Source organism: Staphylococcus sp. Marseille-Q5304 (assembly GCF_943737015.1).
Lineage (GTDB): Bacteria > Bacillota > Bacilli > Staphylococcales > Staphylococcaceae > Staphylococcus > Staphylococcus hsinchuensis.
This window is the reverse complement of record NZ_CALSFP010000001.1, coordinates 2,046,300-2,058,724: the sequence shown is the minus strand read 5'-3', so window position 1 is coordinate 2,058,724 and position 12,425 is coordinate 2,046,300. Positions and strand designations below refer to the sequence as shown.

Sequence of the window (12,425 nt, the reverse complement as noted above, 5' to 3'; positions counted from 1 at the left end):
TGATGTATATACCAAAGCAGTATGAAATACATGATATTCAAGAAATGAAACAGTTTATGAAAGACCATGCATTTGTCACAATCGTATCTGTAAATCAAGACGGTAAACCAATGGCGACGCATATGCCAGTGAATGTAACAGAAACAGGAGACGAGATTTATATTTCTGGACACTTTGCAAAAGGTAATACGCAGTGGCAAACGTTTGAAGAAGCGGACGATGTGTTAGTCATCTTCCAAGGGCCGCATAGCTACATCTCTTCAACATGGTATGAAAAAGAAGATGTACCGACGTGGAATTATCAAAGTATTCAAGTTTATGGTCGTAGTCGTTTGTTAACTGAACAAGAGTTAGAACAAGAACTCATCAAGTTGTTAGATAGATACGAAGGTCACCGTGATAATGGTGCGACGTGGGATAATATGTCAGACCAAACACGTAAACAAATTAAAGGTATTGTCGGATTCGAATTAAAAGTGACTGAAATTGCTGCAGCTTATAAATTGAGTCAAAGTCGTTCAGAAAGTGACCGTAGTCAGATAGTGAAAGAACTGGAAAATAGTGGACATAATTTAGAACAAGGCGTTGCGCAAGCTATGAAACAGCAAGGGAAATAACTAACACAATATAAAACAATTATTGGAGGAAATAGATATGTTAAAAAATTTAAATGAGGTTGTCGTACCTGACAGTAAGATTATTCAAGATGCACAAGAAATTGTCAGAGAGTATGGTAATGAATTAATTTGGAATCATTCGAATCGTGTTTATTTGTTTGGAGAAGTCAAAGGAATGCAAGATCAACTTGAATATGACAAAGAAATTTTATATATCACCGCGTTGTTTCACGATTTAGGATTAACTGAGAAATTCAGTAGTAATGATTTACGTTTCGAAGTTGATGGAGCTAATGCAGTGAGAGATTTTTTAACGACTTATAATTATAATCGACAAGATTTACAATTAGCATGGGACGCTATTGCATTACACACAACACTTGGTGTTGCAGAGCATAAAGAAAATAATGTAGCGTTACTTTATCATGGCGTTGGAATGGATGTTATGGGGGATAATTGGGAGCAATACAGTGATGAAATGAGAAAAGCCATCGCTACTAAATTTCCTAGAGGGAACTTCAAACATGATGTAATTAAAGCATTCTACGAAGGATTTAAACATAAACCAGAAACGACTTTTGGTAATATTAAATCAGATGTTATTAAATATTTTGAACCTGAATATCCTCAAAATAATTTCTGCTCTTGTATTTTACGTTCAAAATGGGATAGCTAATCAATAATATATAAATACCCTCTCCTATACGATATTGTATTAATCGCAATTGAGTTGTAAAATATATAAATCGAAAGCTTTCACAGGGAGTGTCGGAATTGAATATTGTTTCTATCATATTAACTGTATTGGTAGCGTTGGAATTTTTCTATATTATGTATTTACAAACCTTTGCGACGACGTCAGAGAATACGGGTCGCGTCTTTAATATGTCTACTGAAAAACTTAAAGATGAGAATGTGAATGTGTTATTGAAGAATCAAGGTGTCTATAATGGTTTAATAGGGTTATTGCTATTATACGGTACTTTTTTTGTAGCGCATGCGAAAGGATTTGTAGCGGCTATCTTAATTTATATTATCCTCGTTGCAATCTACGGCGCCATAACAAGTGATAAAAATATCATTTGGAAACAAGGCGGTTTAGCTATTATTGCGTTGATTTCGTTGTTATTTTAAAAATAATGCAACAATTTAAAACCTAAGAAAACCTCCTACTTTTAAATAAAGAGGAGGTTTTTTATATAATTATGACTTTGAATCATATTCAGATTTCAATAAACTGAAGACATGACTGTCACAAAATTTACCGTTGAGTTTTTCGTCTTGCCTTAGTGTGCTTTCATGAGTAAAACCTAATTTTTGAGGTATTTTTTGACTTTTATAATTTTCAACAGAAGTTCTAATTTCAATTCGATTTAAATTTAAATCATTAAAACAATGATCAATGAGAAATTGTGTACATGTTGTCATAATACCTTGTTTTTGAGCATTTTTAGCTAAGTAATAACCAATTGAGGTTCTTTGATTAACCCAATCTATATAGTGTAATCCGATCACACCAACGAGTTGATTGTTATACCAAATGCCACAATGAAAACCGTCATTTTTAATAAATTGCTGTAAGCTTGATTGAATAAACTGTAGCGTGTCGTCTTTAGTTTTTGTGAATGATACAAAAGGTAGCCATTCTCCTAAATAATCTCTTGATTGATCCACCACATTAAATAAGGTTTGGGCGTCATTTTCTTCTAAAATCTTTAAACTGATATTGTCAGTGACTTGAGTTTTAAACATATGCACCACTCCTTTACCAAAGTATACACAAGAGCGCTAGCATATATCTATAAAAATTTTGAAAACGCATGATATTATTAAGTAGTTGATAATAAATGATAATATATAATAAACAATTGCGTTAAATTTTTATTTTTCAAATAAGTTTTAACAATTCCTACTCAATGATTGTTGCGTTTATATACTATGTAATGGAGGGTAATGAATGGAAAATAAGTTGCTAGATTTGGTTATATTAATTTCAATGTTCTCTTTCTTTCTAGTCTCAATCATAGATAATCATGATTTTATAATACTTATATTAGCGATAAGTTACATATTGATTTGGGTATTAATACATACGTTCACTAAAAATAGTAAACCATATAAAGATAAATAAACTATAATGTAAGATGTTTTATTTATAGGTGGATTTCAGTTGTTTCATCAATTTATCCAATTTAGGCGTTGTTAAAGCGGTATGTTTATTAAGTGCTTTCATATCATCATAAATGGCTTCAAGTTCGGTGAATCCACTCGCATTCGGTATTTGGCTGAGTAATTTCATATTAATCGAAAGTTTAAGTAGCGGGCGAGCTAAAAATTTAAAGTTTTTAAATAATATCTTTTGTGACCGTGGTATGATTTGATAACCGCTATGTTCTAATAGCATGTGTAGTTCGTTTGTAGCACGAATCACATCGTTAATCAGTACAGATTGATTGCCTTTATACTGATCCTTCAAAAATATACCCATATTCATAGGAGTGACCATTGCAGCATGGGACATGAGCCAACTTTCAAAATTTGGAGTGTAGGTTAATTTTATTGGTAATTTGCTAAATGCTTTGTCGAGTTTATCACGAAATGGAATGTCACCGTCGAGATAACTAACCTTTAGTTCTCCAGCGTTAAAGCGGAGTATATTTGTTTCATTATCTTCTCGTATACCACCAGATATAGAGAATCCGAAAGCAATATTTATAGGGAATTGTGTTTGTTCAAGCATTGTCTGACGCAGTTTTCTAGGATTAGAGTTATTTCCTACAAATACGATATTCTGTGAAATATTGTTGGCTAATGTAGGTATGATTGAATAATAATGTGAATATTTCATCGTTACAAATAGAATATCGTAGTCATCGCTTTCTTTTAATTCCTCAATATAGTTAAATTCATCTACTGTGTCTTTTCTTTGTAAATAATGATGTAGTACAACACCTCTATTTTTTAGTCTCTCGTAAGTCTTACCCCGTGCAAAAATCGTAATGTTATTTTCAGGTTTATTTAATGCGTGTGCGAGATGTTGTCCTTGAACGCCAGCGCCAAAAATAAGTATATTCATTATTATGCTCCTTTATCGTTACTGAACAGTTGTTTGATATCTTGAAGTTATCATCAGAAAGGGTTAAACTCAATAAACAAAAATAGCCAGTTGATGTTTAATATACAAAATACAAAATCTGTTGATTAATAGGGGGCTTTATGGATAAACGTAAGGAAAAATCACGGCAGTTGATTATAGAGCATTTTATAAAACTGATGCAAAAGAAAGATGTCGCTAAAATCTCAATGAAAGATATAGCAGATGCAGCTAATATTAATCGAGGTACTATCTATTTAAACTTTATTGATAAATACGACATTTTGGATCAAGCGATAGAATACATTATGACTGATGCGATTGAAGCGTGTAGCCACTTTGTATATGAAAGAGATAATGGGAAAGAAAGCATCAGAGAAATATTGCATGTGATTGATCGACAATATAATATTTTCAAACGCCTAACACAAAAATCAGATTTAAACGTGTTAAGACAGACGTTCTCGAATAAATTTATCTCTAATATTCAACTACGTCAGAAGACAAATGAAATTACTACACAATTTTTAGGTTCAGCGTTAGTTGGTGTCATTGTATGGTGGATTGAAAATGCTAAACCTTGTTCAATAGACGAATTAAGTGAAGAACTATGGGAATTACTCGAACCCCATATAGAAGAAATCAGTTAATCACTTGAAATATTTTTCATAAAATTTTCAACCAGTTTCCTATAACCTTAAAAATAACTTAAATCTTCCGCATTTTAACAAAAAATAAATAAAAGTTTGTTACGATGTTATATAAAAAGGAGGATTATTATGAAATCAAAAGTTATTGCAACAACTTTATTAATTGGAGCGGTGTTAGTCACTGGTTGTGATGGTGATGGCGATGAGAAGAAACCTGATAAGAAAGCGGCTAAGAAACATAAGCAGGAGTTAGTTTACTTTGAACAGTTATCAAATGGTGACGCAGATTATCCTAGAGTGGAAATTGGTTATAAAGATAAAGGTGACAAGACACATACATATACTGCAGCGGGCGATAAAGTCTACGAGCATATTTTAAAAGATAAAGATCAATCACCTTATGTTGTTAAAGATGGAAAGAAATATCATGTTTATAGAACACCTTATATGACATATGATGACAGCGAAATTGAAGGAAAAGTGAAAGATAAAGGAGCAGTCGGTAAGGATGATTAGGAAAATTGGTTTCTTTACTTTAACGATTTGCCTCATGTTGGCTATGATGACAACGACGACTGAAGCGGCTGGCTCTTCAGGTGGTAGCTCTGGTAGTTCTGGTGGTGCTTCAAGTAGCGCTGCATCTTCAGGTTCTAGTGCGAGTGGTGCTTCAAGTTCCAGCGCTGCTCGTACGAGTGTTAGTGCAAGTATGAATAGTGCCCGTAGTTTATCATCTAAACAAGCGAGTAGCCGTAGTAAAATGAGCAAGACGAATTCGTTGGCTAGACCCCATACGATGTCGAATTTCTCCGTAGCTTCAATGCAAGATCAACGTAAAGCGTCGATGTACTACAATAATTATTTGTTCTACTGGTTAATCATGAGTAATCAAGGGTTATCATCTCAAAAGCAGAAACAAATTTTAAAGAAAAATATGGGTCCCAAAGATAAACTGTATACGATTACAATCGAAGATAAGCACCATAAAGACCACGTTATTGTGGTGAATAAAAAAGATTATCAAGCGATTCAAAAGGGTGCACATGTTAAATATAAAAAAGGTAAAGTGCAAGTAGAATCATAATATAATTTAAGTAACACTTTGTGAGAAGATAAGAGACATTCTTTTTCACAAAGTGTTTTTTTATTAAATATTCTTAATTTTTGTAATATTAACAAAAATAATGTTATATTACATGTAAGGGCTTACATTTATGTTGCCAAAGGAGGTAATGAAACACCCATATCCATAAACAATAGAAATTTATAGAGATAGGAGAGGCCTGTATGAAAGTTATTTCGTTGTCACAACTTACAAATTTGATTAATACAGGTGATGTGATCTCGATGGCAGCTTTATCTTCTGGCAATATGCCAATGGCGCTATTCAAAGCAATTGTGGAACATTTTGATTATAATAGTACACCCCGTAAACTAACATTTTTATTAGGTAATGATATAAGTGATTTTAGAGGAGACGGTTATGATTTAGATGATTTCGTTAAACGTGGTATGGTGAAACGTTTGATTACAAGTATCATTACAGGGTCACCAGCGACGATTGAAGCAATGCGAAATGGCGATATTGAAGCATATTATTTACCACAAGGGGTTATTGCAACTCATTATCGGTCACAGACACCGAATTCACCTGGCACTATTACTAAAATTGGACTACATACAACTGTGGATCCGGAACATTCAGGTGGTAAAGTCAATCCAAATACGACTGAAGATTTAGTAACGCGCGTTGAAATCGAAGGAGAGCCCTATTTGAAGTATCATTTTCCAGAGGTAGATGTTGCTTTATTGAGAGGAACGTATGCGGATACGAAAGGTAATATTTTTATGCATCATGAATCACACTTAGGAGAAGGTTACAGTGTTGCAGCAGCTACGCATAGAAATAAAGGTAAAGTTATTGTGCAAGTAAAAGAAATTGTGCCACATGGACAGTACAGCCCTAGAGATGTCTTTATTCCAGGAGAATTAGTTGATTACGTAGTAGTGAATCAAGATCCGATATACCATAGACAAGCAATTCAAACGTATTATGACCCCGCGTTGGCTGGACACCATCAAATTACTAAAATGCGTGAGCCCTACCTAGAATTTAATACACGTAAAGTCATTTTACGTCGAGCAGCACAATTATTACAAAAAGATGATGTAGTTAGCATCGGTTTCGGTATTAATAATGAATTATCAAATTTACTCGTTGAAGAGTCCGCACATGATTTAGTGCAACTTAATATTGATACGGGGGTATTTGGTGGCATGATTGGTAGCAGAGCATATTTCGGGATGAATTATAATTTAGACGCACGTATGAGACATGATCAAACTTGGGATTTCATCAACAATGATGGTTTAGATATTGCATTTCTAAGCTTTGCGCAAGTCGATCAACATGGAAATGTAAATGTTTCTAAATTTGGAGATAAGATGAACGGCTGTGGTGGCTTTATTGATATTAGTCAGACAGTAAAGACGATTGTCTTTTCAGGAGCGATGACAGTGGGTGCCAAACTTAATTACGATAACGGCGAAATCGAAGTTGTCTCGCAAGGACATACACAAAAGTTTGTCGATGCTGTCGATAACCTGGATTTCAATGCGAGTTATGCAGCAACTTTAGGACAGACGGCTTACTTTGTTACAGAGCGCGCTGTGTTTAAGTTAACATCTCAAGGTTTAATGCTTATCGAAATTGCACCTGGTTTAAATCTTGAGCAAGATGTACTCGCCAATATGTCGTTTAAACCCATTATTTCTGAAAATTTACGTGAGATGAATGCAGCAATTTTTAATCAACAGTGGGGAGGTTTAGCAGATGTTATAAAGTCGCATAAGCGGACTTAACTAAGGGGGAGAGGAACATGAACTACGATTGGATTAAAACAAGATCAGATTATGATGAAGTAAAACCAGCAGTCATTGATCCGATGAAAGGTACAGAATGGTCTTATCAAGATTTAAATGCACGTGCAGACAACTTGGCACATCATTTGAAAGACCAAGGCGTTCAACGCGGGGATGTCGTTGGTATCTTTGCACCAAATGATATATCCATATTAGATTTACTATTTGCGTCTATTAAGACGGGGGCAGTTTACTTACCGATTAATTGGCGTTTGAAATCGAAAGAGATCGAAAGTGTCATAGAAGACTCAAAGGTGAAACTCATCTTCTATGCACAAAAGCATCTTTCTAGTTTACAAGGGATTGCAGATGACGTATTACACATGGATGTTGATTCTACACAATATGATGCGATTGTTGATCCATCTAACCACAAACCATTTAAGTCGGTAGACATGAAAGGTGATGATTTAGCCGCATTGATGTATACGAGTGGCACGACAGGTCTGCCTAAGGGCGTAATGTTTTCATATGATTCGTTAGTGAATAACCCAATGAACACATTACTGACGTACAAGGTGAATTCAGATTTCACGACAATATTGTCTACTCCGATGTTCCACGTGCTCGGTTTTAATGATTTAACATTACCTTTACTCATGGCTGGGGGCACTATCATTATTCAACGTTATTTTAACGGGGAAACTTTAAACGATTTAGTCGCTCAATATCAACCGAACTATATGATTATGATTCCGACAATGTATTATGCCATGCTCGTAGCGGATAACTTTAAACCAGATTTATTACAGAATATAGATTATCTTATTCAAGGTGGTTCTGCACCATTACCAAGTGTTCAGAAAAAATTTAAGAATATGGGTTACAACTTGATTACGGGTTATGGATTAACTGAGGCACCACTCGTTATGGTTAATACGCCTGAAAATAGTAAGAAAAAACCAGGCAGTATTGGAAAGCCCGTCATGTTTGTTGATGTTCGTGTCTTAAATGAAAGTTATGAAGATGTAGAAGTTGGTGAAATTGGTGAATTAGCCGTTCGAGGTAAAAATGTCACGCCTGGTTATTGGAACAAACCAAAAGAAACAGCAGAGGTATTTAGTGAGGAATACTTTTTAACAGGTGATTTAGCTAGGGTCGATGAAGATGGAGATGTCTATATCGTGGATAGAAAGAAAGAATTAATTATCACTGGCGGGGAAAATGTCTTGCCGTCTGAAGTAGAAACTGCATTGGCAGAACATCCGCTCGTTGCTCAGTGTGTCGTACTCAGTTATGACAGTCCAAAATACGGTGAATCTGTATCTGCAGCGGTTGTATTAACGCAAGAAGATCCTGATTATGAAGAGAAATTAGATTCATTTATGAGAGAGAAGGTTGCCGGTTATAAAATCCCACGAATGTATTTGAAAGTGACGCATATGCCACTTAACTCTACATCGAAACCTGACAAACTATTGCTACAAGAGTTTATGAATAAAAAAGCACGCGATGAACATCAACAGCAAGATGAGTTAGCCTAAAGTAAATCAACATTGATAAAAATTTTTACAAATAAATGTAAGCGCTATCATAATGCGAGGAGGTTAATCTTTTGACTTACTCACAATCACATAACTAACCAATAGATGGAGGTTGTTAATATGACTACTAAAGAAGCTATGGTACAGGAATTGTATCCAGAAGATGTTTTAAGTGTAGCGAAAGATTTAACTGAGGGCGAAGTTAAGCTGCTCAAGCAAATCAATGATTTTTTAGAAAGTAAATATCGAGATTCGATTAATGATCACTGGGTGAATGCGACGGAACCAGAGGATTACTTTGAAGAATTAGGGAAATTCAATTATTTCAACAATCCATTACTGTTTGAAGGACGAGAACAGGCACGCACACCAAGTCAGCTATTCCAATTCTTTATGTCTTATACCGTTGCTAAATTCGATATTTCGTTAGCTACATTGTTAGGTGTACATCAAGGACTAGGACATAATACATTTTTATTTGGTGGAAGTAAGGAACAAGTGGCTTACTATGTACCGAAATTACAATCACATGAGTTACGTACATGTTTTGCTTTGACCGAACCTGATCACGGTTCTGATGTTGCAGGAGGTCTTGAAACAGTAGCTACGAGAGAAGGGGATCATTGGGTCATTAACGGTGCTAAAAAATGGATCGGTGGTGCGAATGTAGCAGACGTGATTCCAGTATTTGCCGTTGACTCAGAAACGAAAAAACCAAGATGTTTTGTTATAGAACCGAGTCAAGAAGGGGTAGAGATTGATGTATTGCAACATAAAATTGCACTACGTATCGTACCGAATACAAACATTAAACTCAACAACGTCGTCGTCTCTGAAGAAAAACGATTACAAAATATAAATAGTTTCAAAGATATTGCGAGAGTACTCTATTCCACACGCGCAGGTGTAGCTTATATGGCGACAGGTGGTATGGCAGGCGCGCTACGTGCTACGAAAGATTATGTGACAAAGCGTAAACAATTCGGCAAAGAGATTAGCAAGTATCAACTTATTCAAGAAAAGCTAGCCATGATGCAAGGAAATTTAGCACAAGCGATGGCTACTTGTGCACAACTTGCACGCATGCAGGCGAAAGGTGAATATGATGAAGTTGCAACTTCAACAGCCAAAATGATGAACGCTTTACGCTTGAGAGAATCTGTTGCCATGGGCCGAGGTATAACGGGTGGTAACGGTATATTAGCGGGAGAGTACGACATTGCAAGGTTCTTTGCAGATGCCGAGGCAGTATATACGTACGAAGGCACACATGAAATTAACGCACTGGTCATTGGTAGAGCGCTTACAGGAGATTCGGCCTTCATATAACAATGCACGAATGCACGCACGATAGTTCACTCGAGAAGAGACCAATTTGGAGGGATTCATATGACAATTAGAAAAGCGACAGTATTAGGCGCAGGCGCAATGGGTAGTCAAATCGCAGCACTGCTCGTTAATGCCGGTGTGAAAGTAAAGTTATTAGATATTGTAATCGATGAAAATGACCCGAATAAAATTTCTAGAACAGCCTATGAGACCATCACCAATGCAAAACGTCCGTTACTCTTCGATGTATCAAATGCTTCAAACCTATCTTACGGAAACTTTAATGATGATCTTAAAAATACTGGGGATAGTGACATCTATATTGAAGCGGTAAAAGAAGAGCTCGACATTAAACATCAAATTTGGCAACAAGTACAAAAGGTAGCACAAGACGATGCACTCTTTGCGACTAATACATCAGGTATTCCAATCGCATCAATTGCTAAGGTTTTCGATAGTGAAGAGAAGAAACGATTCTTCGGAATGCATTTCTTTAACCCACCACGCATTATGAAGTTAGTCGAAATCATACCGACTGACGAAACAGTATCTGATGTTGTAGCACGCGTGCAAACATTTGCAGAGGAAGTCCTTGGTAAAGGCGTAGTCATTGCAAATGACGTGCCAGGATTTGTAGCGAATCGCGTCGGAACTCAAACGATGAATGACATTATGTACCACGCTGAAGAACAAGGCTTCTCTATTACAGATACTGATGCGTTAACAGGTCGTAGCATTGGACGCCCACGCATGGGAACTTACGGATTATCCGATTTAGTCGGTTTAGACATTGCCAATGCCGTGATAAATGGATTGCAACAAGACCCTTCCGAACAACCTTATTTCCATGAGACAAAAGTGGCTCAGAAATTATATAACAACGGGGCACTCGGTAAGAAAACGAAACAAGGATTTTATAAAAAGGTAGATAAACAACGCCTTGTATTTGATTATGATAAGAATGATTACGTAGTACCTCAGCCACCACAACATGAGATTTTGCAACAGTTTAGTAAAGACTTGGCAACGAATTTAGATATTATTTTCAAAGCAGAAGATAAAGCAGGATTGTTCTTATGGGAAACGCTACGAAATAACTTCTATTATTCAGCGATTAACGTCCCTAAGGCAGCTGAGGACTTTAAAGATATAGACAGAGCAATCGTATGGGGCTTCAATTGGAAACAAGGGCCATTCCAGCTTTGGGATTTAATGGGCTTCGATAGAGTAAAACAACGTATGAAAGCAGAACTAGGTGATTTACCAGAGTGGATTGAACAACGCAGTGAACCATTTTACCAAGAAGGAGAAACGATTGAACGAATTACACCTGTTGATGCTTATATCGACCACGAATTGTGGAATAAAGAAGATTCAAATCTCTCTGTAACGTATCAACAACAACTGCTATTGAAATTACAAAGTAAAAATAATGTGATCTCAGATGGCTTTGTAGATGATCTCGTTGAGGCTATTGATCGTCTAGAAAATGAAGACTATAACAGCATGGTCATTTATGCAGGAGGCCATAATTTCAGTGTAGGTGCCAATTTAATATTAATGAAAAAAGCCCATGAAGAAGGACGTGTAGATGATTTAGTTGGTGCATCTATCGAGAAATTACACTACAGTTTCAGTAGATTGAAATATGCATTGAAACCAATTGTTACTGCAGTCCATGGCAAAGCGCTTGGTGGCGGATGTGAACTTGTCCTCCACTCACCGTTTGTTGTAGCAGCAAGCGAGACGTACATTGGACTTGTTGAAACAGGTGTTGGTCTCTTACCAGCAGGTGGTGGTCTAGCTGAATTGACAGATCGTATCTTACGTACAACGCATAAAAACGACGAAAAACAAACTCAGATGCAAAAAGTGTTAATGAACGTTGGATTAGCCAAAGTATCAACGAATGCTTATGAAGCACAAAAATATGGCTATTTAAGAAACACAGACACAATCATTTTCAATACGGAAAAACGTGTTGAAATCGCATTAAAACGTGCGTTATTCGAAGCTGAAACGAATTATATTCCTCAATCTAAACAACGATATATTGGTTTAGGTCGCGACTTTAAAGCGTTGGTTGAAGGTCAAATAGATGCACAGCGTGTGGGACACTTTATTAGTGATTATGATTACGAAATTACATTGAAAATTGCGGAAGTGTTATCCGGTGGCGATATCCCGAGAAATACATTTATTGATCAACGTTATTTACAAAAAATGGAAAAAGAAAGATTTATCGAACTGCTAAAAAATAAAAAAACCTATGATCGTATTTCACACATGTTAGAAAAAGGGAAACCGTTACGTAATTAAGTAAAGCATAAAA

Annotated in this window: 13 protein-coding genes; 11 read left to right on the top strand and 2 right to left on the bottom strand. The window is 35.9% G+C overall.

The window, feature by feature from the left end; all coding sequences use genetic code 11:
• Positions 1-2 precede the first annotated feature (2 nt).
• The 3 genes from NGI30_RS10255 to NGI30_RS10245 all read left to right on the top strand — a co-directional run bounded on the left by NGI30_RS10255 (position 3) and on the right by NGI30_RS10245 (position 1,751).
• Complete coding sequence (locus tag NGI30_RS10255) at positions 3-617, top strand: FMN-binding negative transcriptional regulator (protein ID WP_251943706.1); 615 nt, start codon at positions 3-5, stop codon at positions 615-617.
• Positions 618-654: 37 nt separating this feature from the next.
• Positions 655-1,293: an HD domain-containing protein gene (locus NGI30_RS10250; protein ID WP_251943704.1), complete on the top strand. Its 639-nt coding sequence runs from the start codon at positions 655-657 to the stop codon at positions 1,291-1,293.
• A 98-nt stretch (positions 1,294-1,391) separates the two neighbouring features.
• The gene (locus tag NGI30_RS10245) at positions 1,392-1,751 is read left to right on the top strand and encodes a DUF1304 domain-containing protein (RefSeq protein ID WP_251521514.1); all 360 of its coding nucleotides are present in this window, start codon (positions 1,392-1,394) and stop codon (positions 1,749-1,751) included.
• Positions 1,752-1,820: 69 nt separating this feature from the next.
• On the opposite strand, the gene NGI30_RS10240 is transcribed toward NGI30_RS10245, so the two are convergent.
• Positions 1,821-2,369 carry a GNAT family N-acetyltransferase gene (locus NGI30_RS10240; protein ID WP_251943702.1) on the bottom strand — a complete coding sequence of 183 codons (549 nt, stop codon included), beginning with the start codon at positions 2,367-2,369 and terminating at the stop codon, positions 1,821-1,823.
• Between the two features lie 205 nt (positions 2,370-2,574).
• Between NGI30_RS10240 and NGI30_RS10235 the strand changes: the two genes are divergently transcribed.
• A complete protein-coding gene (locus NGI30_RS10235) occupies positions 2,575-2,748 on the top strand; it encodes a hypothetical protein (protein ID WP_251943700.1) in 174 nt (57 codons plus the stop codon).
• A gap of 18 nt (positions 2,749-2,766) precedes the next feature.
• Here NGI30_RS10235 and NGI30_RS10230 read toward each other — a convergent pair whose 3' ends face one another.
• Complete coding sequence (locus NGI30_RS10230; RefSeq protein ID WP_251943698.1) at positions 2,767-3,693, bottom strand: ketopantoate reductase family protein; 927 nt, start codon at positions 3,691-3,693, stop codon at positions 2,767-2,769.
• 140 nt (positions 3,694-3,833) lie between these two features.
• Between NGI30_RS10230 and NGI30_RS10225 the strand changes: the two genes are divergently transcribed.
• The 7 genes from NGI30_RS10225 (at position 3,834) to fadB (ending at position 12,412) form a co-directional block, all read left to right on the top strand.
• Positions 3,834-4,361: a TetR/AcrR family transcriptional regulator gene (locus tag NGI30_RS10225; RefSeq protein WP_251943696.1), complete on the top strand. Its 528-nt coding sequence runs from the start codon at positions 3,834-3,836 to the stop codon at positions 4,359-4,361.
• Positions 4,362-4,490: 129 nt separating this feature from the next.
• The gene (locus tag NGI30_RS10220) at positions 4,491-4,877 is read left to right on the top strand and encodes a hypothetical protein (protein WP_251943693.1); all 387 of its coding nucleotides are present in this window, start codon (positions 4,491-4,493) and stop codon (positions 4,875-4,877) included.
• Positions 4,870-5,442: a hypothetical protein gene (locus NGI30_RS10215; RefSeq protein WP_251943691.1), complete on the top strand. Its 573-nt coding sequence runs from the start codon at positions 4,870-4,872 to the stop codon at positions 5,440-5,442. Before NGI30_RS10220 ends, NGI30_RS10215 begins: the two co-directional genes overlap by 8 nt.
• A gap of 203 nt (positions 5,443-5,645) precedes the next feature.
• A complete protein-coding gene (gene fadX / locus NGI30_RS10210) occupies positions 5,646-7,220 on the top strand; it encodes a fatty acid degradation protein FadX (protein ID WP_251943689.1) in 1,575 nt (524 codons plus the stop codon).
• A 17-nt stretch (positions 7,221-7,237) separates the two neighbouring features.
• Positions 7,238-8,764, top strand: a complete 1,527-nt coding sequence (fadD, locus tag NGI30_RS10205) for a long-chain-fatty-acid--CoA ligase FadD (protein WP_251943686.1) — start codon at positions 7,238-7,240, stop codon at positions 8,762-8,764.
• Positions 8,765-8,884: 120 nt separating this feature from the next.
• Positions 8,885-10,093: an acyl-CoA dehydrogenase FadE gene (gene fadE / locus NGI30_RS10200; protein ID WP_251943684.1), complete on the top strand. Its 1,209-nt coding sequence runs from the start codon at positions 8,885-8,887 to the stop codon at positions 10,091-10,093.
• Between the two features lie 60 nt (positions 10,094-10,153).
• A complete protein-coding gene (fadB, locus tag NGI30_RS10195) occupies positions 10,154-12,412 on the top strand; it encodes a 3-hydroxyacyl-CoA dehydrogenase/crotonase FadB (RefSeq protein WP_251943682.1) in 2,259 nt (752 codons plus the stop codon).
• Positions 12,413-12,425: the final 13 nt, after the last annotated feature.

Excerpts from the sequence above, each read along its gene's own strand:
- NGI30_RS10235 (WP_251943700.1), top strand. The coding sequence starts at position 2,575 with ATGGAAAATAAGTTGCTAGATTTGGTTATATTAATTTCAATGTTCTCT.
- fadD (WP_251943686.1), top strand. The coding sequence starts at position 7,238 with ATGAACTACGATTGGATTAAAACAAGATCAGATTATGATGAAGTAAAA.
- NGI30_RS10220 (WP_251943693.1), top strand. The coding sequence starts at position 4,491 with ATGAAATCAAAAGTTATTGCAACAACTTTATTAATTGGAGCGGTGTTA.
- NGI30_RS10225 (WP_251943696.1), top strand. The coding sequence starts at position 3,834 with ATGGATAAACGTAAGGAAAAATCACGGCAGTTGATTATAGAGCATTTT.
- fadX (WP_251943689.1), top strand. The coding sequence starts at position 5,646 with ATGAAAGTTATTTCGTTGTCACAACTTACAAATTTGATTAATACAGGT.
- fadE (WP_251943684.1), top strand. The coding sequence starts at position 8,885 with ATGACTACTAAAGAAGCTATGGTACAGGAATTGTATCCAGAAGATGTT.
- NGI30_RS10230 (WP_251943698.1), bottom strand. The coding sequence starts at position 3,693 with ATGAATATACTTATTTTTGGCGCTGGCGTTCAAGGACAACATCTCGCA.
- NGI30_RS10240 (WP_251943702.1), bottom strand. The coding sequence starts at position 2,369 with ATGTTTAAAACTCAAGTCACTGACAATATCAGTTTAAAGATTTTAGAA.
- NGI30_RS10215 (WP_251943691.1), top strand. The coding sequence starts at position 4,870 with ATGATTAGGAAAATTGGTTTCTTTACTTTAACGATTTGCCTCATGTTG.
- NGI30_RS10255 (WP_251943706.1), top strand. The coding sequence starts at position 3 with ATGTATATACCAAAGCAGTATGAAATACATGATATTCAAGAAATGAAA.
- fadB (WP_251943682.1), top strand. The coding sequence starts at position 10,154 with ATGACAATTAGAAAAGCGACAGTATTAGGCGCAGGCGCAATGGGTAGT.
- NGI30_RS10250 (WP_251943704.1), top strand. The coding sequence starts at position 655 with ATGTTAAAAAATTTAAATGAGGTTGTCGTACCTGACAGTAAGATTATT.